This window comes from Nocardia sp. JW2 (genome assembly GCF_051843015.1).
GTDB lineage: Bacteria > Actinomycetota > Actinomycetes > Mycobacteriales > Mycobacteriaceae > Nocardia > Nocardia coubleae.
The window spans coordinates 302,842-328,918 of the sequence record NZ_JBPXLK010000004.1; the positions used below are offsets into that span (position 1 = coordinate 302,842).

A 26,077-nucleotide genomic window follows, 5' to 3' on the forward strand; every position below is an offset into this window, starting at 1 on the left:
CATGTATGACCTGCCCGTCGAGATCGACGTCCGGGCCGAGGGGCCGCTGCGGATCATCACGCTGAACCGCCCCGACGCCCTCAACGCCGTCAACGACGATCTGCACACCGGTCTGGCCCACCTGTGGCCGCGCCTCGGCGAGGACCGCGACGCCCGCGTCGCGATTCTCACGGGCAGCGGGAAGGCCTTCTCGGCGGGTGGTGACTTCGGTTATCTCGCCGAGCTGAGCCGCGACGCCGAGCTGCGGGCGAAGACGATCGCGCACGGCCGCGACATCGTGCTCGGCATGGCGCGCTGTCGCGTTCCGGTGATCGCGGCGGTCAACGGTCCGGCGGTCGGCCTCGGCTGCAGCCTGGTCTCGCTCAGCGACATCGTCTATATCGCCGAGACGGCGTATCTGGCCGACCCGCACGTCCAGGTCGGGCTGGTCGCGGCCGACGGCGGCCCGCTCACCTGGCCGCTGCACACCAGCCTGCTCTTCGCCAAGGAATTCGCGCTGACGGGTGCGCGTATTCCGGCCGAACGGGCCGGGGAGATGGGGTTGGTCAATCACGTGGTCGCCGACCCGATGGCCGAAGCTCTGGCCTGCGCCGAGCGCATGCTCGCGTTGCCGAGACAGGCGGTGGAGAGCACCAAGCGCCTACTGAATCTGCATCTGGAACGCGCGGTGCTCGCCAGTCTCGACTACGCGACCACCGCCGAGGACCTGTCGTTCCAGACAGCCGATTTCCACGCGACCATCGAACGCCTCACGGCCGGAAAGAAATAGCGAAGCCCAATGCCCGAGGACATCGCCGAGCTGATCGGGCTGGCGCGCACCGGTTCGGTGCGCGCGGCAGGGCGGCTGCTGAGCCTGGTGGAGAGCCCACGACGCGCGCAGGTGCTCACCGAACTCGAGCCGGTGCCGGTGCCGGTGCCGGTGATCGGGCTGACCGGGCCACCGGGCGTCGGCAAGTCCACCACCGTCGCGGCGCTGGTCACCGGCTATCGTGCGCGGGGCTTGCGCGTGGCGGTGCTCGCCGTCGATCCCTCCTCGCCCTACAGCGGTGGTGCGCTGCTCGGTGATCGCATCCGGATGGCCGCGCATATCGGTGACCCGGGCGTGCTGATCCGCTCGGTGGCCGCGCGGGGGCACCTCGGCGGACTCGCGGCCGCAGTGCCCGCGGCGATCCGGTTGCTCGGTGCGCTCGGCTACGACGTGATCCTGGTGGAGACGGTCGGGGTGGGGCAGTCCGAGATCGAGATCGCCGCGGTCGCCGATCCGGCGGTCGTGATCCTCAATCCCGGTGCGGGAGACGCGATTCAGGCGGCCAAGGCGGGCCTGCTCGAGGTCGCCGACATCCTGGTGGTGAACAAGGCCGACCGCGACGGGGCGGAGCAGACCGCCCGGGAACTCCACCTGGAGACCGGTCTGCCCATCCTGCAGTTGATCGCTGCCCGTGGCACCGGGATCGATGCCTTGATCGATGCGATCGACGCCCATCATCGCGCCGATTCCGCCGCGCGGGGTGCCGCGCGTGCGCGTGCGCAGATTCTGTCCCTCGCGCAGTCGCGGCTGCGGGCCCATCCGGGTCTGGACGAACTCGCCGCCGCCGTCGCGACGGGTCGTGACGATGCCTACGGTGCGGCCGAGCGGCTGCTGGCCGCCGCCGTAGACCAGCATCGGTGACTGTCCGTCCTCACGCGGACTGTGCCGCACCCGCCGGCGAAAACTTCTGTGCGGCAGCACTGTCGAAGCGCACGACCGCTTCCTGCGCGAACGACGCCACGAGTTCGCCTGCCGCGGTGAGCACGTCGCCACGACCGAAACAGCGACCCCGGGCCAGCAGTGGGCTGTGCTGACGCAGCAGCAGCCAGTCGTCGGTGCGGAACGGGCGGTGGAACCACAGGGTGTGTGCGGTGACGGCGGAGGTGAACACCGTGCCGTTGCCGCGCTGATTCACGCCCTCGAACGGGCGAAGGGCGGTGCCGATGAGGGTCAGGTCGGTGGCGTAGGCGGTGAGCGCGGCGGCGAGTTCGACGCCGACTTCCGGTGTGCGCATCCAGAATTCGTACTCGGGTGGTTCCGCCGTGGTGGCGTCGAGGTCGTCGACGGCGCGCGTCTCCCAGGGCAGCAGGTCGAAGCGCACCCGGTGTTCGGGGCCGGGTAGGTCGGCGATGCCGTCGACCCGCTGATGCTGCGGACCCTCCTCCTCGATGTGCATGGACACCGAGGCGCCGGCGACGAGTCGCCCGGACTGTGTGGCCGTGATCGCCAGGCTCGCGAACGAGCGGCCTTCGTGCAGCCGGGCCACCTCGTACCGGATCGGCTCGTCGTAGCGGCCCTCCTTGGCGAACAGGGTGTGGATCGATTTCACCGTCTTGTCCGGGCAGGCGAGTTCCGCCGCGCGGACGAATTGTCCGAGGATCTGCCCGCCGAACAGCCTGCGATAGGTGAGGGGCAGATGGCTCCCGTCGAATCGGTCCGGCGGGAGATCCATCGTGCCGGTGTCGGATTCCGGAGGGCGCAGGTCAAGACATTCGAGCAGGGGGTTCCAGAGATCGTCCATACACCTAGTGTAATTGATGTTCTCCAATAGCGAGAATTACATTCTCGCGATGGTGCTGACACCGGATGTGCAGAATTCCCAGACTTCTTCGGGCGTGAGCGAGGACTCGTCGGCGCCGTCGGCCTGCGCGGTGAACATGACGGTCTGCATCGTGATCGCCGCGATCCGGCGGGGATTCAGGCCGGGCCGCAGCGCGCCCGCCGCGGCGGCGTCGCCGACCAGCTCGACGAAGAGGCCGAGCAGCGGGGCGTGCGCGGCTTCGACGTGGGCGGGATGGGTGACCAGCAGCCGCGGTGCGAAATCGGTGAACAGCGGATCCCGCCCGCCCGGATCGTCGCGGCACAGCGCGAACAGCAGCCGCACGGCGACCGCGAGCCGCCCGAGCGGATCCGGTTCGGCCGCGACGGCGGCCCGGATCCGGTCGGCCGCCCGGCCGAGGGCGTTCTCCAGCAGGGCGAGCAGCAGCGCGTTCTTGCCGTCGAACTGCAGATAGAAGGTGCGCAGCGACTGGTGTGAACGCTCGACCACCTCCTGCACGGTGAAATCCGTGCTGCCGTTCTCACCGATGATCGCCAGCGCCGCATCCAGAAATCGCTGCACCCGCTCGCTCACAGCCCCACCAGCCGTGGCGCCGTGCCCGCGACCCGAATGGTCGCGCCGGCTTCGCGAACGAGTTCACGGGAACTGCCGAGCAAGCCGTCGAGCACGAGTGCCCGCCGTATGTGGCGGTGCAAGGCGTGCTCGGCGGTGAATCCGATACCGCCGAGCGTCTGCTGGCAGTGCCGAGCCGTCACCAGCGCGGCCCGGCCCGCCGCGGCCTTGGCCAGCGCCGAACCGAGATCGCCGGTGGCGGCGGTGAGGGTGGCTTCGGCCCCTTCGACGGCGACGAAGGCCTCGGCGAGCCGGTGCCGGACGGCCTGGAACGAGGCGATCGGACGGCCGAATTGGACGCGATCGAGCGCGTGCGTCCGCGCGAGCGCGAGCATCGCCCGGCTCGCACCGGTCAGCCACCAACCCACCGCGACCCGGCCCGCGGCGAGCGGAACCGCGCCACCCGTCGACACCTCCCGCAACGGCAGATCGGGATCGAGCAGTGCGCTGTCGGTCGGGTCGGCCCGCTCCCAGCGCACCCAGCGTCCGCCGGCGTAGGGCAGCGTGAGCGGTCCGGTGGCAGCGGCGTGCTGGAGGCCGCCCTGCGCGCGGATCACGTCGTCGAGCAGCGGGGCGTGCGCGCCTGTCTCCCCGAGTAGCCGGAACACCAGCGGCACAGTGGAATCGGCTGCCTCGCTGAGCATCTCGTGCCAGCCGAGGTCGACGAGCGCGGCGTACAGGTCCTCACCTGTCGCACCGGTCATCGCCGCGCGCAGGGTGGTGGCGAGCAGATCGAGATCGGCGGCATCCATGAATCACTCCTTGCCCAGGTCGAGTAGTCGCCGGGCGATGATGTTGCGCTGGATCTCGGCGGTGCCGCCGTAGATCGTCGCGGCCCGCGAGTACAGAAACTCCGGGCGCCACGGCGAATCGGTGAGTTCGACGACACCGGGCAACAGTTCGCGGACGGTGTCGAACAGGTGCTGTTCGGCGGTCGCGAGCAGCACCTTGTCCACCGAGGTCTCCGGCCCGAGTGCCGCGCCCGCGTCGAGCCGCTCCTGGGTGGCCAGCGAGCGGCAGCGCACGGTGTGCAGCGCCAGATATACGGCGCCGAGTTCGGCATCGCCGGGTTCGCTCGCCTGCGCGAGCAACTGGTCGAGGCGGGTGTAGAGGTAGGCGATCCGATGCCAGAAGCAGGTGGAGCGTTCGTGCGGAAGCAGATCCATCGCCACCCGCCACCCGTCGCCCGGCCTGCCGAGCATGCGGTCGGCGGGCACGACCACATCATCGAAGTACACCTCGGCGAACTCGTCGATGCCGTGCATCGTGCGCAACGGCCGCACGGTGATGCCGGGGGAGTCCATGTCGACGAAGAACGCGGTGATCCCGTCGTGCCCGATTCCGGTGCGGGTCAACAGCACACAGCGTTGCGCGTACTGGGCCAGGCTCGTCCACACCTTCTGGCCCGAGATCACCCAGTGCTCACCGCGTCGCTCGGCCTTGGTGCGCAACGAGGCGAGATCGCTGCCCGAGCCCGGTTCGGAGAATCCCTGACACCATTGCTCACGCCCACTGAGCAGGCGTGGCACCATCCGCGCCGCCAACTCCGGTGCGGCGTAGGAGATCATCGTCGGCGCGAGTACCTCGATCATCGAGAAGATCCCCGGCTCGGCCAGATCGCGTGCGGCGACCTCCTCGCCGAGGATCGCCCGCAGCACCGGCCTGCCACCGAGCCCGCCGACCTCGACGGGCCAGCCGTAACGCATCCAGCCCGCGTCGTAGAGCGCGCGCCGCACTCTCGCCAGTTGCGCGACCTGGTCGTCGAGCGATCGGTGCGCGCCGGGAGAGAGGTCGTTGGTGTCGAGCCAGGCCCGCAGCCCGGCCCGGAAGTCGTCGCGGTTCACGCACTCGGTCGGTGGAAGGCGTGCGGGCGGCCGGAATCGTGGTCCCCGTTGCGGCGGATGAAGGTCATGGCCCGGGTGCGCAACCGCCAGCCCGTTTCGGTGCGGACATAGGTGTCGCGGTAGTAGCCGATGCGCATGTCGTGGGTCGACTGCTCGACGAAGCACAGCGGCTGCGTGCCCGAGGCGGTGTCGCCGTCGATCTCGAGGGCCGGAGTCCCGGTGAGGAACAAGCCCTTCGGCGCCGCCGCGACGAGGTCGGGGAACTCGTCGAGCGGATAAGTGTCGCCGAAGGCGCTGTAGGTTCCGTCGGAGGTGAAGACGGAGACCAATCCCTCGATATCGCCCTGGGTGATGGTCACCGCGTAGCGCGCGAGCAACTGTTCGATCGCGATCACATCGTCACTTGTGGACATGGACTTTTCCACCTTTCATCACGAACCGCACCCGCTGGGTGACGGTGATGTCCTGGAGCGGGTCGCCGGGGACCGCGATGATGTCGGCGAGCTGACCCTCGGCCAGCCGGCCCCGGTCGGTGACATCGATCAGTTCGGCAGCCGTGACGGTCGCGGCGCGCAGCACGGCCAACGGGCTCATGCCTCGCTCGACGAGCGCGACCAGTTCGTCTGCGTTGCGGCCGTGCGGGATCGCCGGGGCATCGGTGCCAACGGCGATCTTCACCCCGGCCCGGTAGGCGGCCAGCACCGAGGTGCGGGCGCGCGGGAACATCTGCGCGGCCTTGGCCTGCAGTTCCGGCGGCGCGTTCGAGACATCCATGGCATCGGCCAGGCGCGTGGTCGGCACCAGGTAGGTGCCGCGCCGGGCCATCAGCGCGATGGCGTCGTCGTCGATCAGGAAACCGTGCTCGATGCAGTCGATGCCGGCCTCCACGGCGGCGCGCACGGCGTCGGCGCCGTGGGTGTGCGAGGCCACCCGCAGTCCACGCCGGTGCGCCTCGTCCACGATGGCGCGCAGCTCCTCCATCGAATAGTGCTGTGCCCCAGGAGCACCCGTCATCGACATGACCCCGCCCGAGACGCACACCTTGATCAGCTGAGCACCGTGCTTGATCTGGTACCTGACCGCCTTGCGTACCTCGTCGACACCGTTGGCGATGCCCTCCTCGATGCTGAGGTCGAGCACGTGCGGCGCGAACGCGGCGAACATCGTCGGGTCCAGATGCCCGCCGGTCGGGGTGATGGCGTGGCCGGCGGGCACGATCCGTGGGCCGTCGACCCAGCCCGCGTCGATGGCCTTGCCGAGCGCTACGTCGAGCAGATAGCCACCGGTCTTCACGAACAGGCCGAGGTTGCGCACGGTGGTGAAACCCGCGCGCAGCGTGCGGCGGGCATTGCCCACCGCACGCAGCATCCGCAGCGGCGGATCGTCCTGCACGCTCGAGGCCAGCCCGGTCTCGCCGCGCCCGCCCATCAGGAGATTGACCTCCATATCCATCAGGCCCGGCAGCAGGACGACCGGACCCAGCTCGATGACCTCCCCCTCCGGTTCGCCGCCGATACCGACGATCCGGTCGCCCTCGATCCGCACCACGCCGGGCCGGACGATTTCTCCGGCGTCGATGTCGAGCAGCCCCGCTGCCAGCAGCGTCAGCACGGTCAGACCACCGGCTCCCGGATCAGTTCCACCATGGCCGCGCCGCTGTCGGGTACCCGCGCCTGCTTCCAGACCTCCACGGGGAAGGACACATTCACCAGCGCCTGCATCAGATGCATCAGGGCGCGCGCGTCGGCGGGCAGATCGGCCAAGGGGAACTTGTCGCAGTAGGTGATCGCGTCCTCCAGCCGGGGGAACGCGGTGTCGTAGAAGTCCTGCATCTCGGGCATGCCCGAGGCCAGACGTTTGGCGTAGCGCTCGGGTTCGGTGGGCAGCGCCCACGCGGCGAAGCGTTCCAGATCGGCGAATTCAGCGGGCAGCAGCGGCATCTCGGTACTCCTTGACCTTGTCCTTGGCGACCTTGTGCAGGTGGCGCAGCAAGATCTCCTGATCGTTGAGGGGGAAATCGGACACGACGCGGGTGGCCAGCATCGTCTGGGTGGCTTCGAGGGTGTTCGCGTCCTGCAGCGCGTACTCCTTGAAGGTGACGGCGGCCAGTTCCTGCGCGAGCCGGTCCCTGGCGGTCTTCGGGGGCACGAAGTAGAGGTTCGCCTCGAAGATGTGCCGGTCGACCGCCGTCGGCCAGTAGTGGTAGGTGAGGTACCAGCCCGGCGCCCAGAACAGCAGCGACATATTGGGGAAGATCTCGAACTCGTCCACGCCCCAGGCGCGGTGGCCGCTCGGGTTGATCCCCTCGGGCAGGGTGTCGAGACCGTCGATATCGGGGCGGTCCCACGGCCCGAACAGGCCGCTGCGCAGTACCCGCTCGATCGGCTTGACCATCTTCGGGTCCTTCGGCGGAGCCATGCCGCCCCACGAGGAGATCATCGAATGGGGACTCTGCAACTGGTAGTGCAGCGCCTCGTAGCCGACACCGGCCAGCTTGTCGGCCTCGTCCTTCACCGCCTGCTTCATGTGCAGGATCGGTGCGTGGTAGAACTCGGCGAAGGCGTCGATGAACAGCTTCCAGTTGCTGCCGATCTCGGCGCGGTAGCTGTAGACCTCGGTGAACTCGTGGAACGGGTAGCCCTGCACGCCGGTGATCAGGGGGCCGAGATACTCGGTCAGCGGCGGTGCGTCCTCGTCGAGATTGACGAAGACGAAGCCCTCCCAGACTTCGCAGCGCACCGATTTCAGGCCGTAGAGCTGCTTGTCGAGGTCGAAGAACTCCTTCTCCTGCTGGACGAAGTTCACCGCACCGTCGAGGCTGTAGCGCCAGGCGTGGTACTTGCAGGTGAACTGGCGGCAGGTGCCCGAGGTCTCCTCGTTGGGGAAGTCGTCCCACACCAGCTTGTTGCCGCGGTGCCTGCAGATGTTGTGGAACGCGCGAACGACACCGTCGGTGCCCTTGACGATGATGAGCGAGGTGCCAACACAGGCCAGTTCCCTGGTGAAGTAGCTGCCACCACGTGGGAGCCGTTCTACGCGGCCGACATTGAGCCAGCTCTTCTTGAAGATGGCGTTGCGCTCGTCCTCGTAGAAGGCCGGATCGATGGAGTCGGTGTAGTCGACCGGCTCGGTACCGAGTTCGGGGTAGTGCTCCGTCCAGCTACCCGCGGCCGGTTTGGTGAAGTGGGGCAAGGGTTTACCTTTCCGTCTGTTCGACTTCGACGCCGAAGGTGTTGAAGGCCATGGCGACCATGCAGTAGCCGCCGACCGTGAAAACCAGGTCCATGCACTGGCGTTCGTCGAGCCGGGTGCCGAGCGCGGCCCACGTGGCGTCGCTGAGGTTCGAGGTGGCATCGAGTTCGTCGGTGGCGTCGAGGACCACACGATCGAATTCGTCGGTGCTCGGTCCGCCCTCGACCGCCGCGATGTCGGCGGCCGTCAGCCCGACGGCCTCGGCCGTGGCCACGTGGTGGTCCCACTCGTAGGCGCAGCCGCGCCGGTGCGCGACCCGCAGGATCGCCAGCTCGCGAACCCGGGGCGGCAGCGTGGACCGGAACAGCAGGTGCACACCGAGACCGAGGTAGGCCCGGGTCAGGTCGGGGTGCCGGACCAGGGTGGCCAGCGCGTTTCCGGCGCCGGCCGGGTGCTGCCGGTCGCGCGGGATCATCCCGGCCAAGGCGCCACGGACCTGGTCGTCCCAACGGTCCGCCGGCAGCGGTGGTAGCCGCATTGATTCCGCCTCTCGGGTAGGAGAATTACATTCTCAGATTTGAACTGTAAGGTTTCCACGAGTTGCCGACCGAGTCAACGCCCCATTGATTCTCTCCGAATGAGAAGCTAGCTTTCAACTGACGAGAATGACACTTTCATCGAAGGGAGATCCATCATGACGGCAGCGCCACTGCGTCCCGGGGATCAACTCGCCAGCACCGTCTGCGGCACGCGGGTCGTGGTGATCCGGGTGCCTGCCGACCGGATCCCCGTGCTCGCCTGCGGTGCGAGCCCGATGGTCGCCGCGACCACCGTCACCGCCGCGCCGGCCGTCGGGGGCGGCGCGGCGGTCACCCTGCTCGGCAAGCGCTATGTCGATGCCACCGACAGCGTGGAAGTGCTCTGTACCGCACCGGGTTCGGGCGCGCTGAGCTGTGACGGCGAGCCGATGACGATCAAGGCGGCCAAAGCGCTGCCCGCCTCGGACTGAGGGGAACGGGCATGTCAGGGGGAATGAGCTTCGCGCTCAGCGACGACCAGCAGCTGATCCGCGATTCCGTGGCCGAGCTGATGAAGAAGTTCGACGACACCTATTGGATGCAGCGGGATCAGGCACACGAATTCCCCACCGCGTTCTACGACGCCGTCGCCGCGGGCGGCTGGCTCGGCATCACGATCCCACCCGAGTACGGCGGGCACGGCCTCGGCATCACGGAGGCCTCGCTGCTGCTCGAACAGGTCGCGCGCTCCGGCGGCGGCATGAACGCCGCCAGCGCCATCCACCTGTCGATCTTCGGCATGCACCCGGTGGTCGTGCACGGTTCCGAGGAGCTCAAACGCCGTACGCTGCCCCGGATCGCCACCGGCGACCTGCACGTGTGCTTCGGGGTCACCGAACCGGGCGCGGGCCTGGACACCACCCGCATCAGCACCTTCGCCCGGCGCGACGGCGACCACTACGTGGTGAACGGGCGCAAGGTGTGGATCTCGAAAGCCCTCGAGTCCGAACAGATCCTGTTGCTCACCCGCACCACCCGGTACGAGGACGTCGAGAAGAAGACCGACGGGATGACCCTGTTCCTCACCGATCTCGACCGCGCCCACGTGGAGATCCGGCCGATCGCCAAGATGGGCCGCAATGCCGTCACCTCCAACGAGCTGTTCATCGACGACCTGCGCGTTCCGGTCGAGGACCGGGTCGGGGAGGAGGGGATGGGCTTCCGCTACCTGCTGGACGGCCTGAACCCCGAGCGGATGCTCATCGCCGCCGAGGCGCTCGGCATCGGCCGCGTGGCGGTGGACCGCGCCGTGCGTTACGCGAACCAGCGCGAGGTCTTCGGCAGGCCGATCGGGATGAACCAGGCCGTCCAGTTCCCGCTTGCCGATTCGCTGGCCCACCTCGACGCCGCCGAGCTGGTGCTGCGCAAGGCCACCTGGCTCTATGACAACGGCAGGCCCTGCGGCCGGGAGGCCAACACGGCCAAATACCTGTGCGCCGAAGCGGGTTTCGCCGCCGCCGACCGGGCCCTGCAGACCCACGGCGGGATGGGTTACGCCGAGGAATACAACGTCGCCCGTTACTTCCGCGAGGCGCGCGTGATGAAGATCGCGCCGATCAGTCAGGAAATGATCCTGAACTACCTGGGATCGCACACGCTTGGAATGCCGAGGAGCTACTGAATGACCACCAAGACAACACGTTTCGATCTCACCGGACGCTCGGCACTCGTGACGGGCGCGGCGGGCGGCATCGGCGCCGCCGTCGCCGGTGCGCTGGCCGAGGCGGGCGCGTCGGTGCTGGTCACCGACCTCGACGGGGCAGCTGCGGCCGCGGTCGCGGACAAGATCGTCGCCGCATCCGGCATCGCCCGCAGCGCGGTTCTCGACGTGCGCAACCGGGCCTCGGCGAAGGCAGCGGTGGCGGCCGCCGCGGAGCTGACGGGCGGCACCCTGCACATCCTGGTCAACAACGCGGGGGTCACCGATCCCGCGATGTTCGCCGACACCACCGAGGAATCGGTGCGCCGGCTGCTCGACATCCACCTGCTCGGCACGTTCCGCTGCACCCAGGCCGCGCTGCCGAAGCTCGCGACCGACGGCACCGGCCGCATCATCAATGTCACCTCGTCGGCGGGCATCGTCGGCACCCTCGGGCAGGTGAACTACTCGGCGGCCAAGGCCGGGCTCATCGGCGTGACGAAATCGCTGGCGCGCGAGCTGGCCCGCAAACAGATCCTGGTGAACGCGCTCGCCCCGCTCGCGGCCACACCGATGACAAGCACGCTGCGCACCGACGAGCGTTTCGCACCGCAGATGCTGAACCGGATCCCGTTGCGGCGCTGGGCCGAACCCGACGAGGTGGCGGGCGCGTTCGTCTTCCTCGCCTCCGATGCCGCCTCGTTCGTCACCGGGCAGGTGCTGCCGGTGGACGGCGGCATGGTGATGTGATGGGCGAGCACCGCAGGGCGCCCCTCGCGGGTGTCACGGTGGTGGCGCTCGAGCAGGCGGTGTCGGCGCCGATGTGTACCCGCACCCTCGCCGACCTGGGCGCCCGGGTGCTGAAGGTGGAGAATCCGGACGGCGGTGATTTCGCGCGGCACTACGACGACGTGGTCGAGGGCCTCGCCGCACACTTCGTGTGGGTGAACCGCGGCAAGGAATCGGTGGCGCTGAACCTGAAATCGGCCGCCGGACTGGAAGTTCTGCACCGGCTGCTCGACCACGCCGATGTGCTGGTGTCGAACCTGGCGCCCGGTGCCACCGCGCGGCTCGGCATCGCTCCCGCCGAACTGGCCGAACACCATCCCGATCTGATCGCGGTGGAGATCGACGGTTTCGGTGCGGGTGGGCCGCTGTCGGGCAAGCGCGCCTACGACCTGCTGGTCCAGGCCGAGGCCGGGGTGTGCGCGGTGACCGGGCTAGCCGGTGCGCCCGCCAAACCGGGTCCGCCGGTGGCCGATGTGAGTGCGGGTCTGTATGCGGCGATCTCGATCCTGGCCACGCTGTACGCCCGTGCACAGGGTGGTCGCCGTGGGTCGGCGGTGAGCGTCAGCCTGTTCGACACGATGGCCGAGGTGATGGGTTACCAGCTGACCTACACCCGGCACTCGGGCATCGAACAGCAACCGCTCGGCATGAGCTCGCCCGCGGTGGCACCCTACGGCGCGTACCCGACTCGCGACGGTCAGACGGTGGTGCTGGGAACCACCAATGACGGTGAATGGCAACGGTTCTCGCGGGCACTGATGAACCGCCCGGATCTGGCCGAGGATCCACGGTTGCGGACCAACCCCGACCGGGTGCGCCACCGCGACCTGCTCGACACCGAGATCCGCGCCTGGTGTGCCGACCATGATCTGGCCGACATCCAGCGCGTGGCCGACGCGGCGGGCATCGGCAACGCCCGCTACAACACCCCCGCCGAGGTGCTCGTCCACCCCCAGCTCACCGACCGGGCCCGCTGGCGCGCCGTGGACACTCCGGTGGGCCCGATCCCGTCGCTGCTTCCCCCGCCGATCATCGCCGGTTTCGACCCGCCGATGGGTGCGGTGCCCGCACTGGGTGAACACACTCTCGCCGTGCTCGCCGAGATCGGTCTCACCGATGACGAGATCGCCCTGCTCGGCGTGTACGGGCTCATCGGTACGGGCGGTCACCAGTGACGACGACCGAACAGGTCCTGCGCACCGAGGATCGGAACGGGGTGCGCACGCTGACATTGCACCGCCCCGAACGCAAGAACGCGATCAACGGCGAACTGTGGTCGGCCCTGCGCACGGCGCTCGACGCGGCGGGCAACGACCCGGATGTCCGCGTGCTCGTCCTCACCGGTGCGGGCGGCGCGTTCTGCTCGGGAGCCGATATCTCCGCCCCGGATCCGCGCCACCCGGTGTACCGGATGCGGGTGCTCACCGAGGTCGCGTTGCTGCTGCACGAGCTGCCGATGCCGACTGTCGCCAAGGTGCGTGGGGTGGCGGTCGGGGCAGGCTGGAATCTGGCGCTGGGCTGTGATCTCGTGGTGGCGACGCCGGATTCGCGGTTCTCGCAGATCTTCACCCGGCGTGGGCTCTCGCCGGATCTCGGTGGTTCCTGGTTGCTGCCGCGACTCGTCGGGTTGCAGCAGGCCAAGCGGTTGGCTTTGCTGGCCGAGACCATCGACGCCGCCGAGGCGAAGGCGCTGAACCTGGTCACCTGGATCGCGCCCGAACCGGACATCGACGCCTTCGTGGTGCGGCTGGCCGAACGGCTGGCCGCCGGGGCGCCGGTGGCCCTCGCCCAGACCAAGGCGTTGCTGAACGAGGGCGCCGACCGCACCCTGCGCGACGCCCTCGCGAACGAGGCGCGGGTACAGGGCATCAATCTCGCGACCGCCGACGCACCGGAGGCGTTCGCCGCCTTCGCGGCGGGCCGGGAACCGAACTTCACCGGTCGCTGGGCAGTCGAGCGGCGACCGGATCGCCACCATCAGTAGATCGAACGGAGAGCGCCCATGCGCGAGGTAGTAGTGGTCGAAGCGGTCCGTACACCGTGGGGAAAACGGCGCGGCGGGCTGGCGGGAACCCATCCGGCGGATCTGTCGGCGCTGGTGCTCACCGCGCTGATCGAGCGCACCGGAATCGATCCGGTCGTGATCGACGACGTGATCTGGGGCTGTGTCTCGCAGGTGGGCGACCAATCGAGCAATATCGGACGCTACGCGGTGCTGGCCGCCGGCTGGCCCGAGAGCATTCCCGGTACCACCGTGAACCGGGCCTGCGGCTCGAGTCAGCAGGCGGTGGAGTTCGCGGTGCAGGCGGTGATGTCGGGACAGCAGGACGTTGCCGTCGCCGGTGGTGTGGAGGTGATGAGCCGGGTACCGCTGGGTGCCGCGAAGGCCGGTGGCGCGCCGTACGGACCGAAAGCCCTTGCGCGCTATGACGATTTCTCCTTCAACCAGGGCATTTCCGCCGAGCTGATCGCCGAGAAGTGGAACCTCTCCCGGGCGCGGCTCGACGAATTCGCCTCGCTGTCGCACGAGCGTGCGGCCGCCGCCCAGGACAGTGGCGCCTTCGACGGCCAGCTCGTGCCGGTGGTCACGGACGGCGGCACCGTCGCCGCCGACGAAGGTGTGCGCCGGGGGACGAGCCCGACCACCCTGGCCGCGCTGAAGCCCGCGTTCCGCCCGGACGGGGTGATCCACGCGGGCAACTCCTCCCAGATCTCCGACGGCGCCGCCGCTGTCCTGGTGACCACGCCGCGGCGCGCCCGCGAACTCGGCCTCACCCCGCTGGTGCGCTACCGCGCGGGCGCGGTGACCGGCGCCGACCCGGTGCTCATGCTCACCGGCCCGATTCCGGCGACCGAGAAGGTGCTGCGCAAAGCCGGTCTCGCCCTGTCCGACATCGGGGTGTTCGAGGTGAACGAGGCGTTCGCGTCGGTGCCGCTGGCCTGGCTCGCCGAAACCGGCGCCGACCCCGGGCTGGTCAATCCGCTCGGCGGGGCGATCGCCCTCGGTCATCCACTCGGCGGTTCCGGCGCGGGACTGCTGGTGCGCATGATCCATCACATGCGCGACAACGACATTCGCTACGGCCTGCAGACGATGTGCGAGGGCGGTGGCACCGCCAACGCCACCGTCGTCGAATCCGCGGCCTGACCACAAGGAGACATCGGTGCGCCGGGAAATCTATACCGAGGACCACGAAGCCTTCCGTGGGCTGGCCGCGGAGTTCATCGAGAAGGAGGTCGTTCCGCACTACGCCGACTGGGAGAAGGCCGGGCAGATGCCCCGCGCGGTCTTCGAAAAGCTCGGGGCGGCAGGCATTCTCGGCGTCGCGATCCCACCGGAATACGGGGGAGCCGGGTTGCGCGACTACCGCTACAACGCGGTGTTGCAGGAGGAGGCGGCGCGCGCACTCGTCACGTTGAGCACCGTGCGCACCCAGCTCGACGTCATCCTGCCGTACTTCCTGTCCTATGCCGACGACCAGCAGCGCGAACGCTGGTTCCCCGGTCTGGCGAACGGGACGCTGCTGACGGCCATCGCCATGACCGAACCCGGCACCGGCTCGGATCTGGCGGGGATGAGCACTCGCGCGGTCCGCGACGGCGACGACTACGTGCTCAACGGCGCGAAGACTTTCATCACCGGTGGGTTACTGGCCGACCTGGTGATCGTGGTGGCCAGGACCTCGACCGACGCACTCGATCGGCGCGCCGGCCTGACCCTGCTCGTCGTCGAGGACGGCATGCCCGGCTTCGAGCGGGGCCGGGTGCTGGACAAGATGGGCTGCAAGGTGCAGGACACCGTCGAGCTGTCCTTCGACGACGTCCGGGTGCCGGTCGCGAACCGGCTCGGCGCCGAGGGCGCGGCCTTCGGCTATCTCGGCAGCAACCTGTCGCAGGAACGGATGACCGTGGCCGTCGGCTCGGTGGCCCAGGCGCGGGCCGCGATCGGCGCCACCGTCGAGTATGTCAAGCAGCGCAAGGCATTCGGCATCTCGGTCGCGTCGTTCCAGAACACGAAGTTCGAGCTCGCGGCGATGTCGGCCGAACTCGAGGCCGCCCAGACCATGGTCGATCGCGCCGTGCTCGATCTGGTGGCGGGGGAGCTGTCCGGGGCCGACGCCGCGCGGGTGAAGCTGTTCACCACCGAGATGCAGGGCCGGGTGGTCGACCGGTGCCTGCAGCTGTTCGGCGGATACGGGTACATGACCGAATATCCGATCGCACGGCTGTACACCGACGCCCGAGTGGCCCGCATCTACGCGGGGACCAGCGAGGTCATGAAGGTGATCGTCGCCAAATCGCTGGGTCTCTGACGAGGACGCACTCCTCGACGAACGACATCACCTTCAGGTGATAGGCCGTCGCGGAGTGCCCCATGCTGATGTTGTGCCCGCTGTCGGCCTGTTCGTTGAGCACCACGCGCGGTGCCCCGGCGAACAGGGCGAGCATCTCCGCCAGCGCGAGTCGGTCGGTGCGCCAGACTCTTTCGTGTGCGGCCACGGTCAGCTGTACGGGCACCGCGATCCGGGCGGCCAGCCGCGGGAAGTCGTGGGTGGTCCAGGTGGGCATCATGGTGGCCTCGTACATCGGGCCGCGTGCCGCGATCGCCGCGCCGCCGAAGATCTCCGGGGGATACAGGGCGCTCGGTTCCCAGAGCAGTTCGCGCAGCCGGGCACCGCGATCCTGTCCGGCCACCGACAGCACGCGGACGGCGTCGGCGTGGTGCTCACGGCCGGTGCCCGACAGCTCGACACCGAGCAGGTCGGCACCGCGAACGTCGGCGGCCATCCGCACCGCCAACTCGCACCCGGCGGAATGCGCGAGGACGAAGACCCCGGCACCGCGCGGCCGCGCGCCCAGTAACCGCTCGACGACGCCGTAGGCGAGTTCGACGCGCCGCTCGGCGGCCGAGATCTCGGTGGCGAACGGCGCGGAGCTGCCGTAGCCGGGCCGGTCAAGAGCGAGCACGGTGAACCCGAGAGCGGGCGCGGTGCGCAGCAGCGACAGTCGCGGGTGGCCGGGGCAATCGAAGTACGCCGAGGTCGTCGCACCGCCGTGCAGGGCGACGATGACGGCGCGCGGGTCGCTCGCCTCGGCCAGCAGCGCCGACATCGGGATGCCGTCGACCTCCACGACATGGGTGCTGACGGGCGCTTCGTCGCCAGGCCCGAGCAGACCTGTTCGCGCGCCGATGGATTCGGTCAAGGCAGTCTCCGTTCGTATGTCAAGAACGCTACTATTTCCAGACTGATCATTCATTCTCTATAGTGAGAATCACATTATCGTCGCTATGTCTGGAGAGCGGAATGCCGTATATCGCTTCGGTCGGCACCTATCTGCCGTGCTGGGGGACCGCCGAACAGCGCATACCCGGCGACGACGAGGACGCGGTCACTCTCGCCGTCGAAGCGGGCCGCGCCGCGTTGGCCGCCGGGTCCGCCGTGGAACACGTGGTGCTGGTGAGCCGGGACCTGCCCCTGCTCGAGGGCGGGCACGCCGCCGTCCTGCTGGCCGGGCTCGGGCTCGACCCCGAACTCGAGGTGGCCGAGCGGCTCGGCGGCGCACCGGCGGCGCTGGACGCGCTCGGCTCGGCCCGCCCGCGCACCCTGGTCATCGGTGTCGATCTCGAACCCGCGGGCGCGGCCGCCGCGATCACCGCCGAGCGCGGAGTGCCGGTCAGGACCGCCGCCCGGATCGCACGCAGCCTGCCGGTGCGCACGCGCACCGCCACCGGTGTCGTGCACGACTACGGTGACCCCCGGTTGCTGCGCGATCGGGGACTGCTCGGTTCGCTGGCGGCCGCCTGGCTCGACACCCCGATCGCCGTGGCCGGGATCGACCACGGACAGGCCGCCGACCTGTGTCTCGGTACGCCGCCGGTGCTCCCTACCCTGGGAGCCGGTTCGGGGTTGTTCGCGCTGACGGCCATGATCGAGGCCGCACAAGCCGGCCCGCTGGTCGGAGTGGAACAGGGCAGTCTGTCCGCGCTGACCGTCGGGGCCGGCACCGCGCAGGTCCACCGTCGCGAATCGCCACCTCGGGGGAAACCGTTGGGCGCCTTGGTTTCCGGTGCCGATATCCCGATCTCGCTGGCCGCCTACGAGCGAGCGTTCGAGGCGAAGGTGCGGTGGGTCGCCGGTCGGCACGAGGGGTCGAGTGAACTGGACTTCCCGCCCAGGTATCGCGTCGACGAGGACGGCACCCTGCACACCGGCTACACCTTGGTGCCGTTGCCACGCACGGCGGTGGTGTACACGGCGGTGACCGTGCATGTTCCGGTGCCGGGGCTGACGACACCGTATTCGCTGGTCATCGTCGAACTCGACGGGGTGGGTGTCCGTGCGCTGGTGAAAGTCACCGGTGCCGAACCGGGTTCGGTCGCGATCGGTGCCCGGGGTCGCATGGTGTTGCGCCGGGTGGCCGTGCGGTCGGGAGTGCCGGACTACGGCTACGCCTTCGAACCCGAGAGCCCGCTGGAACAGGAGGCCGCAGCATGAGAAGAGTCGCGATCGTCGGTGCCGGGATGACGCCGTTCGCCGAGCATTTCGCCCTGGGTATCAAGGATCTGGTGCCGATGGCGTTCGCCGAATGCGCGAGCAGCGTCGACAAGGGGTTGCGCAGGTCCGATATCCAGGCCGCGTGGTTCGGTGAACTCGGCACCACCGACGGATTCCCCTCCGGCATCCTCGCCGACACCCTCGGGCTGCCCGAGGTTCCGGTGACCAGGGTCGAAAACGCCTGTGCCACCGGGCACGACGCGGTGCGCAACGCCCTGTTCGGCATCGCCTCCGGCGCGTTCGACGTGGCCCTGGTGGTCGGCGCGGACAAGCTGCGTGAATCGGCGTCCAAGGACATGCTGTGGGAGTGGGAGGCGATGACCCGCGACATGGCCTGGGACTATCCGCTCGGGCTCGTCGCACCGGCGGGCTTCGCCCTGCACGTCGCGCGCTATCTGCACGAATCCCCGGCGACCCGGGAACACATGGCGATGGTGGCGGTGAAGAATCACCGGCACGGTGTGCGGAACCTCAAGGCGCGGTTGCGTTTCGAGATCAGCATCGAGGACGTGCTCGCGGCGCCGACCGTCGTCACCCCGTTCGGTCTCTACGACTGCGCGCCGCAGAGCGACGGCGCCGCCGCGCTGGTGCTGGCCGCCGCGGACGTCGTCGACCGCTACACCGATCACCCGGTCTGGATCCGCGGTGTCGGTCTCGGCATGGATTCGGTGATGCACCAGCACAAGCGGGACATGACGACCTTCCCGTCGACGGTGCGCGCCGCCAAGCAGGCGTTCGCCATGGCGGGCCTGACGCCCCGTGATGTCGATGTCGCGGAGGTCCACGACTTCTTCACCGGCATCGAGCTGATGAGCTACGAGGACCTCGGTTTCGCCGAGCGGTTCGAGGCGTACAAGCTGCTGGAGTCGGAGGTCACCAGTGTGGGTGGTGCCCTGCCGGTGAATCCGAGCGGCGGTCTGAAGGCGAAGGGGCACCCGCCGGGCGCGACGGGGGTCGCCCAGTGCGTGGAACTGTTCGAGCAGTTGCGTGGTACCGCGGCGAATCAGGTCGATCGGGCGCGAATCGGCTTGGCGCACACTGTCGGTGGGCCGACGGCGGTATCGGCTGTGACGATCCTGTCCTCGGGCGACGGTTACTAGTGGACGACGCGGCCATCGACGACGGTGGCCGCGATCGGCGGGTCGGCGAGCACCGCTGGCATGTCCTCCGGCGGTACGGCCAAGAGAGTGAGGTCGGCGACCGCGCCGGGTGTGATCGCGCGCGGTACGGTCGGACGGTCGGGGTGGCCGGTGAACAGGCGCACTGCCGATTCGAGCGAAAGATGTTCGGGCACATCGTGATATGGCGGGCGGTTGACGGCGGCATCGATGACGCGCCACGGATCGGCGCTGCCGAAAGGTGCGTCCGTCCCGGCGGCCACGCACACATTCGCCCGCACGAGGGAACCGAGGCGCCACAGGTCCGGCCGGTCGGTCGCCGGGACCTCGCGCCCGTACTGCTCGGCACGTTCGACGAGGAAATGCGGTTGGGTCACCACCGGAACCCGCCGGGTGCGTAACCAGTCGATCGTCTCGCTCGGCACGATCGCACCGTGCTCGATGCGGTCCCCGGACCGGATACCCGCGATGTCGAGTGCGGTCATCGTGAGGATCAACTGGACCCGGGTCACACAGTGCACCGCTACGGGCCTGCCCGCGGTGTGGGTCTCGCGGATCCGGTCGACGAACCGGTCGAGGTCGGGCAGGGTGGTGTCGTCGAGCAGGATCTTGGTGGGGCCCAGGGAGAATCGCTCGACACCGGGCACCTCGATATCCGGTGGCGCCATGCAGTGCACGCGCTGAACGATGCGACCGTCGTCGACGGCTCGGGCCAGATCGTCGACCGCCGCCTGGTCGAGTGCCGGGGTCGCGTCGGTGAGACCGGTGACTCCGCGTGCGGCCGCCCGTGCGCTGACCGCCGCCAGATCGAGCCGTGCGGACCCCGGCTCGCCGGCTTGCGCGGTGAGGCGCGCACCGAGCCAGCCGTCCATTCGAAAGAGACGTCCGGTGGCGCGGCCGTCGGCGGCGCGCTCGATGCCTGGGTGCGGGTCGTCATCGAGGCCCAGCTCGGCGCAGGCACGCGAATTGAGCATCCAGAGGGCGCCGGAACGGTGCTGGATACGGACCGGGTGTTCTGCGGTCACCAGATCCAGCGTGTGCCGACCCAGTTGTCCGGCAACAGATTCGTGGTAGCCGACGGCACGAATCCACGCACCGGGACGCAGGTCCGCCTCGGCTCGCCGGAGCCGGGACCGGAGCTCGGCGGCGGTGCGGACCTGCGGCGGCCCGAGCGTCAGCGAATCAGCGGTCGCAGCCAGCGATCGCAGATGCAGGTGATGATCGTGCAGCCCCGGCAGCAGCCACCCACCCGCCGCATCGATCTCGTCTTCCCCCGGAATTCGCCGCAGCCCCTGCCCGCACTCGACGATCGTTGTGCCGTGCCAGCGAACGTCGGTGTGTTCCGCCCCGAAGACGCGGGCCCGCCGGATGAGTGTCATGCCGGGGCCATTCCGGAGCGTGGGTTTGTACCGGTGCCGCTGGTGCTGTGTGGGTCGGCCGGGGCGGGAGAGCGCCATGAGGACCGTGGTGCTGGTTCGCGCACGGGGTGATGACATTGTGCCAGTGGGCATTCCACTACCCAGGTGCCGTCGTGGTCGCGCACCGTATGGGGTCCGTGCGTTATCGAGGGTGCGGTGGCGAAAGCCGCTGCGGTGTCACGCATCGACAGATCGATCAGCACCCCGCCACCGGACCGTCGCGCACTCGCTACCGCCAGGGCCGCGCAGACACCCGACAGCGGGTCGGCGATCGCATCGGCGCAGAACACCGGCTCGCCATGGTGGCGGCCCACCAGACCGCCTGCTACGGCGGCGTCGTCACCGAAGGCCACCCGCAGGGGCTCCGAGCGGCCGTAACCGGTGAGGCTCAACCAGATCTGCCCGTCCGGGTGCGTGCGGTCTTCGGGTGCGAGACCGAGCTGAGCCAGCGCCCGGGGCCGGGAAGCCTCGAGCACGACATCCGCCGAATCGAGGAGGTGGACCAGGGCGGTGCGGCCCGCCGGCGTGCGGAAGTCGACAGTGCGGAACTCCTGCCCGGCGTGCAGCCAGTCGAAGAAGCCCGGATTGGCGCGGGCACCGTCGGGCCGGTGTGGGCTCTCCACCTTGATCACGTGTGCACCTGCCGCCCCGAGTATCCGGCCGCACAGCGGCCCGGCCCACATCGAGGTCAGATCGACCACCACCAGTCCGCGCAGCGATCTTTGCGCCACCGGCGCGGCAATGCGAGAAACCTTCCAGGGCTGGGGAGTTCGACGCAGACGTGTACCTCGATCGGGGAGGGCCGCCGCCGGTATGCCGAGCAGCTGCGCGCGCTCGGCGAGCGCCCGTGCCCCGAACCCCACCGCCGCAGCCTCGATCGCCCCCCACGCATCCCCCTGGAACACCCCGCCAAGCAGCGCGGGAACCGCCTCGATATCGTCGCGCCGACCGAGCGTCAGCGCGAACCATCCGTCCGCCGTCCGAACCAGCCTGCTCGCACCCCCGGCCGAACGGCGACCGGCCCGCCGCAGACCCCCTTCCTCGGCCCGCGCAGTCAGCACGGCCCCTGGCTCGAGATCCACTCGCGAACCGATCTCCCCGGTGACCCACGACAATGCCCGCAGCGCGGCGCCGAGCAAGGCGAACGCGGGCGCGGGAGACGGATCCGGCGCAGCCTCCGGATGCCCGGTCAAGGCCATCGCACCCGAACCGGCCCAACCCAGCGCCGGACATTCGACAGCACCTGGAAATTCGGTAGGCACCGAGTCGGTGAGTGTGCGCAACCAAGCGTTGACGACCTCTTCTGGAGTGGGTGCTCCGGTCACACTGCGGCGCAGCGAATGTCGTGACATCTCAGCGCCACCCTTCGCAGATCGACCCTGCCCGGCCCAGCGTCCAGCACGCGCCGCAGGGCCGGGTTCCCCGGACCTGGGCCCTGTTGCCATTCGAGGACCGCGTCCGAAGTGATGGCTGCGGTTCGGCTGTGCGACAACGGTCGTGTGGCATCTCAGCCCCTCTCATCGACGATCCGGTCGACCAGCCCCCACCGCAGCGCTGACCGCGCGTCCAGCCGCTGCTCGCTCAGCATCAGCCAGGCCGCACGCCAGCGGCCGATGCGACGCGGCACACCGACCGTGCCACCCGCGCCGGGAACGAGTCCCATCCGCACCTCGGGGAAGCGGAAATATGTTCGCGCGGTGGCGGTTACGGTACCGGCGAACGCGGCGAGTTCGGCACCGGCGCCGATGCAGGCGCCGTGCGTGTGGACGACGAGGCGGTCGGCGAGGCGGTCGAATACCCGCCACGGCGCGCGCTCGAGGCGCACCAGGTAGGCCGCGACCGGATCGGTCGACATCCCGAATTCGGCCAGGTCGCCACCGCTACAGAACACCGGTCCCGCGCCGCTGAGCTCGATCGAGGTGATCGTGGGATCGGCGGCCGCGACCTGTGCGGCGGCGAGCAGTTCCTCTCGCAGCCGCACGCTCAGGGCGTTGCGGCGGCGGGGATGGTCGAGGACGATCGCCAGGTGCTGCCCGGTTCGGTGCAGCCGGACCAGGGGATCCGGAGTGTCGACCGCCTGGGGGAGTGGCCCGCGCTCGCCGAGCCACCGGGCGAACTCGGTTCCGCCCAGCAGCATCGAGTACACGGCGGCCTCGGCGGCCAGTGCGGGCATTGTCGGCTGTGCCGCGTTGCGGCGAAGCAACTGCCCCAGGCACAGGGCAGCCTGCGGTGACCGAGCCACGGCGGTCCGCAGAATCTCCAGGGAATCATCGATATCCGGCACGGTGACAAGAGATTTCAGCTGCGCGGGTGCCGGCAGCTCGGACAAGGTCAGGGTCGTCGCGGTGAGCGCGGGCTCGAGGCGTTCGGTCGGTGGCCGACGCAGCACACCCACCACCAGGGCCACCGAATCCCGGATCCGGCTCGCCGTCAGCTCGACCCGCTCGGCCGGTGCGCCACACAGGTCGTCGAGTTCGAGGACGACGAGCGGTCGGGCAGGCACACCCGACTCGGTGAGCGCGGTCCCGTCGTCGAGCAGCGGATCGCCGTACCGGGCCGTGGCGGACATCACCGCACCGTCGGGGTGATCGAACGCTGCGCGACGGCGCGGCGAACCTCGAACTTGCGCACTTTGCCACTGGCCGTCCGCGGAAAATCCGTGACCTCGTGCAGCTCCTCGGGCCATTTCTGAGTGGCGATCGCGGCCCGCGCGAAATGCGCCCTGACCTCGTCGAGAGTCGGCAATCGATGACCCGCGCGCAACCGGAGTACCGCCGCCGCGCGTTCACCCAACCGGTCGTCGGGTGCGGCGACCACTACCGCCTCGGCCACCCCCGGCATCGTCAGCAGCACCTCCTCCACCTCGAGGGCGCTGATGTTCTCGCCACCCCGGATGATGATGTCGGCCTTGCGATCGGTGATCGTGAGATAGCCGTCGGCGTCGAGGGTGCCGATATCGCCGGTGTGGTACCAGCCCTCGGCATCGAAGGCGGCCGCGGTGAGGGCTTCGTCGGTATAGCCGAGACACAGCTCGGGCCCTCGGCTGAGGATCTCCCCGTCGGCCGCGAGCCGGACCTCCACACCCGGCAGCGGATTCCCGTCGGTGAACAGCCGTTTGTCCACTGGCGCGGTGACCCGCGATCCTGTGATCGAGGGATGCTCGGTGCTGCCATAGGACCGGAACACCGTGATGCCGAGATCATCGAGACGCCGGGTGACCGCGGCGGGGACCGACGACCCGCCGAGTCCGGCATACCGCATCCTCGGCAGATATTCGGGGGTGAAGTTCGGGTGATCGAGCAGGCTGGTGACGAAATACGTAGCACCACCGCCGACGGCGAGACCGTGCTCGCGCATCAGGCCCAGCACCCGACCCGGATCCCAGACATCGGTGAGATGGATCGGGGTGCCCGCGAGCACCGGGATCAGGAAGGCGTTGATCATCCCGATGAAATGCCCCACCGGGGCCGCGGTGAGTTGGGTATCGCGGTCCGATGGGTACAGCCCGGCGAGCTGACGGGTCTCGTGCCCGAGCGTTTCATGGCTGTGCACAACACCTTTCGGTGCGCTCGTGGTGCCCGAGGTGAACGCGATCAAGGCCGGGCCCGCCGGGTCGACGGGCAGCGAACCAGTCAGCGGATCCGCGTCGAACAGCGCCTCGAAGTCGCGCCCGACCACCCCGACGATCGGCACATCGGCACACAGATCCGGCTGGAACTCCATCCGCCCGAACCGGTCCGCGGTGACGAACACACTCGGCCGCGTGGACTCGAGAATGTAGGCGAGTTCCTTGCGGCCGTAGAAGTGGACGATCGGCACCACCACCGCCCCGAGGAACGCCGACGCCCAGAACGTCGTCGCGGCCTCGACCCAGTTCGGCAGCTGGAACGCCACCACATCTCCGGGGCCGACACCCCGGGCGCGCAATCCCGCTGCCAGGCGGCGGGCCTGCTGCTCGACAGCACCTACCGTGCCCGCCCACGGCCGCTGCGCCGAGTGCACCCGGAACTCGGTATCGGACGCGGCAGCCAGACCCCGGCTCAGCAGCTCGCCGATCGTCTCGCCGGTCCACCAGCCGTCGGCCCGGTACTGCTCGATCAGATCGGCGGGAATAGTGCGCACGTGAGACTCCGATGCCCGAACCGAGAAAACGTCTCGGTGATGTTATTCTCTCGCAGCAAGAATGACAATCTCAGACGGGAGAATGCCGAATGGTCGAGCTGGAGCTGGAGCAGGGCGTCGCGGTCGTCACGATCGACCGACCACAGGCACGCAACGCGATCGCGCCGATCACCATGGACCAGCTCGACGAGGCGCTCGACGCCGCCGACGAGGCGCATGTGCTGGTGATCCGGGGCGCCGGTGACAAGGCATTCGTCTCCGGTGGGGACCTCAAGGAACTCAGCGCGCTGCGCACCGAAGAGCAGGCCGCCGCGATGGCTTGGCGGATGCGAACCATCTGCGACCGGCTCGCCGCGTTTCCCGGACCGGTGATCGCGGCTCTGAACGGGCATGCGTTCGGTGGTGGCGCCGAAGTGGCCGTGGCCGCCGACATCCGGGTCGCCGCGGCCGACATCAAGATCGGCTTCAACCAGTCCGCGCTGGCGATCATGCCCGCCTGGGGCGGCGCCGAACGGCTCGCCGCCCTGGTCGGTAAGGGCCGGGCGATCATGCTGGCCGGCGCGGGGACGATTCTCGGCGCGGCCGAGGCCGAGCGGCTCGGGCTGATCGACCAGGTCTGGGAGCGGCCGGATTTCGAGAACGGCTGGCGCGCGCTGGCCCGTGCGCTCGCCACCCCGCAGGCCGGGGAGATCAAGCGGGTGGTCGGCGGTGTCACGCCCGAGGAGGCGGTCGGCGCCTTCGCGCGACTGTGGGTCGCGGACGAGCACTGGGCCGCCGCCGACGCGGTGCTCACCCGCCGTCCCGCCTGACCGGCGATCGGTCTGGGGCACAGGCTATTTCGGCGGGAACCGCAGGGCGCCGTCGAGCCGGATCACCTCGCCGTTGAGGTAGTCGTTGTCGATGATCGCCTGCACCAGTTGCGCGTACTCGGCCGAACGCCCCATCCGCTTGGGGTGCGGAACCTGTGTGCTCCAGTGCGCCTCCAGTCGGTCGGCGGCCGCGCCGTAGGCGGGGGTGTTGAAGGTGCCGGGTGCGACGGTGACGACCCGGATGCCGAGTGGGGCCAGATCCCGGGCGGCGACCAACGTCATCCCGACCACGCCACCCTTGGCGGCGGCATAGGGGAGCTGACCGACCTGCCCCTCGTAGGCGGCGATCGAGGCGGTGTTGACGATGACGCCGCGGCCGCCTTCGGCGAGCGGTTCCGCTTCGGCGATGGCCGCGGCCGAGAGCCGCAGGACGTTGAACACCGAGGTCAGATAGAACTCGATCGTGGTGCGAAAGCCCTCCAGCGGCAACGGCTTACCGTCCTTGCCGACGAGCCGACCTCCGCTGGCGGGCCCACCGTGGGCATCCACCGAGATGCGCAACGGGCCGAGCGCCTGCGCCTGCTCGATCGCGGCACCGACCGACTCCTCGCTGGTGGCATCGGTGTGCACGTAGCGGATCCCGAGTTCGTTCTCGAGTTCCTTGCCCTTGTCGTCGGCGACATCGGCCACGACGACCTTCGCGCCCGCGGCGTGGAGGCGGCGCGCTGTCGCCGCGCCGAGCCCGCCGGTGCCGCCGACCACGAGTGCGGAGCTACCGCTGATCTGCATGATGATGCCCTCTCTTGAAATC

27 protein-coding genes are annotated in these 26,077 nt (G+C 69.3%); 12 read left to right on the forward strand and 15 right to left on the reverse strand.

The features are described from left to right. The first annotated feature begins 1 nt into the window (after position 1). Together ACSVDM_RS09040 and meaB are read left to right on the forward strand one after the other, a co-directional pair. A complete protein-coding gene (locus tag ACSVDM_RS09040; protein WP_439263980.1) occupies positions 2 to 769 on the forward strand; it encodes an enoyl-CoA hydratase/isomerase family protein in 768 nt (255 codons plus the stop codon). 9 nt (positions 770 to 778) lie between these two features. After that, a complete protein-coding gene (meaB, locus tag ACSVDM_RS09045) occupies positions 779 to 1,669 on the forward strand; it encodes a methylmalonyl Co-A mutase-associated GTPase MeaB (protein ID WP_439263981.1) in 891 nt (296 codons plus the stop codon). Between the two features lie 10 nt (positions 1,670 to 1,679). On the opposite strand, the gene ACSVDM_RS09050 is transcribed toward meaB, so the two are convergent. Genes ACSVDM_RS09050 through ACSVDM_RS09090 form a run of 9 tightly spaced genes read right to left on the reverse strand, consistent with a single transcriptional unit; the run spans position 1,680 to position 8,774 of the window. Then, a complete protein-coding gene (locus tag ACSVDM_RS09050; protein ID WP_439263982.1) occupies positions 1,680 to 2,549 on the reverse strand; it encodes an acyl-CoA thioesterase in 870 nt (289 codons plus the stop codon). A 36-nt stretch (positions 2,550 to 2,585) separates the two neighbouring features. Further along, a complete protein-coding gene (locus ACSVDM_RS09055; protein ID WP_439263983.1) occupies positions 2,586 to 3,161 on the reverse strand; it encodes a TetR/AcrR family transcriptional regulator in 576 nt (191 codons plus the stop codon). Further along, positions 3,158 to 3,952, reverse strand: coding sequence for an acyl-CoA dehydrogenase family protein (locus ACSVDM_RS09060; protein WP_439263984.1), 795 nt, complete (start codon positions 3,950 to 3,952; stop codon positions 3,158 to 3,160). The genes ACSVDM_RS09055 and ACSVDM_RS09060 overlap by 4 nt, the downstream gene beginning before the upstream one ends. Positions 3,953 to 3,955: 3 nt before the next feature. Then, positions 3,956 to 5,044: an acyl-CoA dehydrogenase family protein gene (locus ACSVDM_RS09065; RefSeq protein ID WP_439263985.1), complete on the reverse strand. Its 1,089-nt coding sequence runs from the start codon at positions 5,042 to 5,044 to the stop codon at positions 3,956 to 3,958. After that, entirely contained in the window at positions 5,041 to 5,457 is a 417-nt protein-coding gene (locus tag ACSVDM_RS09070; RefSeq protein ID WP_439263986.1) for a nuclear transport factor 2 family protein, read from the reverse strand. Before ACSVDM_RS09070 ends, ACSVDM_RS09065 begins: the two co-directional genes overlap by 4 nt. Next, complete coding sequence (locus ACSVDM_RS09075; RefSeq protein WP_225280085.1) at positions 5,444 to 6,655, reverse strand: metal-dependent hydrolase family protein; 1,212 nt, start codon at positions 6,653 to 6,655, stop codon at positions 5,444 to 5,446. Before ACSVDM_RS09075 ends, ACSVDM_RS09070 begins: the two co-directional genes overlap by 14 nt. 2 nt (positions 6,656 to 6,657) lie before the next feature. Further along, a complete protein-coding gene (locus tag ACSVDM_RS09080; protein ID WP_439263987.1) occupies positions 6,658 to 6,984 on the reverse strand; it encodes a hypothetical protein in 327 nt (108 codons plus the stop codon). After that, positions 6,965 to 8,236, reverse strand: coding sequence for an aromatic ring-hydroxylating oxygenase subunit alpha (locus ACSVDM_RS09085; protein ID WP_439263988.1), 1,272 nt, complete (start codon positions 8,234 to 8,236; stop codon positions 6,965 to 6,967). The genes ACSVDM_RS09080 and ACSVDM_RS09085 overlap by 20 nt, the downstream gene beginning before the upstream one ends. Before the next feature lie 4 nt (positions 8,237 to 8,240). After that, on the reverse strand, positions 8,241 to 8,774 hold the full coding sequence (locus ACSVDM_RS09090) for a carboxymuconolactone decarboxylase family protein (protein ID WP_225280082.1): 534 nt from the start codon (positions 8,772 to 8,774) through the stop codon (positions 8,241 to 8,243). Between the two features lie 156 nt (positions 8,775 to 8,930). On the opposite strand from ACSVDM_RS09090, the gene ACSVDM_RS09095 reads away from it, so the two are divergent. From ACSVDM_RS09095 to ACSVDM_RS09125, 7 genes are read left to right on the forward strand one after another with little or no spacing between them, the layout of a single operon-like run. Continuing rightward, positions 8,931 to 9,245 carry a hypothetical protein gene (locus tag ACSVDM_RS09095; protein WP_181696109.1) on the forward strand — a complete coding sequence of 105 codons (315 nt, stop codon included), beginning with the start codon at positions 8,931 to 8,933 and terminating at the stop codon, positions 9,243 to 9,245. Between the two features lie 11 nt (positions 9,246 to 9,256). After that, on the forward strand, positions 9,257 to 10,435 hold the full coding sequence (locus tag ACSVDM_RS09100; protein WP_439263989.1) for an acyl-CoA dehydrogenase family protein: 1,179 nt from the start codon (positions 9,257 to 9,259) through the stop codon (positions 10,433 to 10,435). After that, entirely contained in the window at positions 10,436 to 11,203 is a 768-nt protein-coding gene (locus ACSVDM_RS09105) for an SDR family NAD(P)-dependent oxidoreductase (protein ID WP_439263990.1), read from the forward strand. It begins immediately after the preceding gene. Next, positions 11,203 to 12,417: a CaiB/BaiF CoA transferase family protein gene (locus tag ACSVDM_RS09110; protein WP_439263991.1), complete on the forward strand. Its 1,215-nt coding sequence runs from the start codon at positions 11,203 to 11,205 to the stop codon at positions 12,415 to 12,417. Before ACSVDM_RS09105 ends, ACSVDM_RS09110 begins: the two co-directional genes overlap by 1 nt. Then, positions 12,414 to 13,226 carry an enoyl-CoA hydratase/isomerase family protein gene (locus ACSVDM_RS09115; RefSeq protein ID WP_439263992.1) on the forward strand — a complete coding sequence of 271 codons (813 nt, stop codon included), beginning with the start codon at positions 12,414 to 12,416 and terminating at the stop codon, positions 13,224 to 13,226. The genes ACSVDM_RS09110 and ACSVDM_RS09115 overlap by 4 nt, the downstream gene beginning before the upstream one ends. Before the next feature lie 18 nt (positions 13,227 to 13,244). Beyond that, positions 13,245 to 14,390 carry a thiolase family protein gene (locus ACSVDM_RS09120; RefSeq protein ID WP_439263993.1) on the forward strand — a complete coding sequence of 382 codons (1,146 nt, stop codon included), beginning with the start codon at positions 13,245 to 13,247 and terminating at the stop codon, positions 14,388 to 14,390. A 16-nt stretch (positions 14,391 to 14,406) separates the two neighbouring features. Beyond that, the gene (locus tag ACSVDM_RS09125) at positions 14,407 to 15,555 is read left to right on the forward strand and encodes an acyl-CoA dehydrogenase family protein (RefSeq protein WP_439263994.1); all 1,149 of its coding nucleotides are present in this window, start codon (positions 14,407 to 14,409) and stop codon (positions 15,553 to 15,555) included. On the opposite strand, the gene ACSVDM_RS09130 is transcribed toward ACSVDM_RS09125, so the two are convergent. Next, positions 15,518 to 16,447: an alpha/beta fold hydrolase gene (locus tag ACSVDM_RS09130; protein ID WP_439263995.1), complete on the reverse strand. Its 930-nt coding sequence runs from the start codon at positions 16,445 to 16,447 to the stop codon at positions 15,518 to 15,520. The two genes, ACSVDM_RS09125 and ACSVDM_RS09130, sit on opposite strands and share 38 nt — an antisense overlap. A 101-nt stretch (positions 16,448 to 16,548) precedes the next feature. Here ACSVDM_RS09130 and ACSVDM_RS09135 point away from each other — a divergent pair, with 101 nt between their 5' ends. Beyond that, positions 16,549 to 17,739: a Zn-ribbon domain-containing OB-fold protein gene (locus tag ACSVDM_RS09135; protein WP_181696102.1), complete on the forward strand. Its 1,191-nt coding sequence runs from the start codon at positions 16,549 to 16,551 to the stop codon at positions 17,737 to 17,739. Continuing rightward, the gene (locus ACSVDM_RS09140) at positions 17,736 to 18,899 is read left to right on the forward strand and encodes a thiolase C-terminal domain-containing protein (RefSeq protein ID WP_439263996.1); all 1,164 of its coding nucleotides are present in this window, start codon (positions 17,736 to 17,738) and stop codon (positions 18,897 to 18,899) included. The genes ACSVDM_RS09135 and ACSVDM_RS09140 overlap by 4 nt, the downstream gene beginning before the upstream one ends. On the opposite strand, the gene ACSVDM_RS09145 is transcribed toward ACSVDM_RS09140, so the two are convergent. The 4 genes from ACSVDM_RS09145 to ACSVDM_RS09160 all read right to left on the reverse strand — a co-directional run bounded on the left by ACSVDM_RS09145 (position 18,896) and on the right by ACSVDM_RS09160 (position 24,457). Then, on the reverse strand, positions 18,896 to 20,296 hold the full coding sequence (locus ACSVDM_RS09145) for an amidohydrolase family protein (protein WP_439263997.1): 1,401 nt from the start codon (positions 20,294 to 20,296) through the stop codon (positions 18,896 to 18,898). The genes ACSVDM_RS09140 and ACSVDM_RS09145 overlap by 4 nt on opposite strands. Next, positions 20,293 to 21,687: a CoA transferase gene (locus ACSVDM_RS09150; RefSeq protein WP_439263998.1), complete on the reverse strand. Its 1,395-nt coding sequence runs from the start codon at positions 21,685 to 21,687 to the stop codon at positions 20,293 to 20,295. The genes ACSVDM_RS09145 and ACSVDM_RS09150 overlap by 4 nt, the downstream gene beginning before the upstream one ends. 155 nt (positions 21,688 to 21,842) lie before the next feature. Further along, positions 21,843 to 22,904: an enoyl-CoA hydratase/isomerase family protein gene (locus tag ACSVDM_RS09155; protein ID WP_439263999.1), complete on the reverse strand. Its 1,062-nt coding sequence runs from the start codon at positions 22,902 to 22,904 to the stop codon at positions 21,843 to 21,845. Further along, the gene (locus ACSVDM_RS09160; RefSeq protein WP_439264000.1) at positions 22,904 to 24,457 is read right to left on the reverse strand and encodes an AMP-binding protein; all 1,554 of its coding nucleotides are present in this window, start codon (positions 24,455 to 24,457) and stop codon (positions 22,904 to 22,906) included. Before ACSVDM_RS09160 ends, ACSVDM_RS09155 begins: the two co-directional genes overlap by 1 nt. An 89-nt stretch (positions 24,458 to 24,546) precedes the next feature. Between ACSVDM_RS09160 and ACSVDM_RS09165 the strand changes: the two genes are divergently transcribed. Further along, positions 24,547 to 25,266: an enoyl-CoA hydratase/isomerase family protein gene (locus ACSVDM_RS09165; RefSeq protein ID WP_439264001.1), complete on the forward strand. Its 720-nt coding sequence runs from the start codon at positions 24,547 to 24,549 to the stop codon at positions 25,264 to 25,266. Between the two features lie 24 nt (positions 25,267 to 25,290). On the opposite strand, the gene ACSVDM_RS09170 is transcribed toward ACSVDM_RS09165, so the two are convergent. Next, entirely contained in the window at positions 25,291 to 26,055 is a 765-nt protein-coding gene (locus ACSVDM_RS09170) for an SDR family NAD(P)-dependent oxidoreductase (protein WP_439264002.1), read from the reverse strand. Positions 26,056 to 26,077 lie beyond the last annotated feature (22 nt).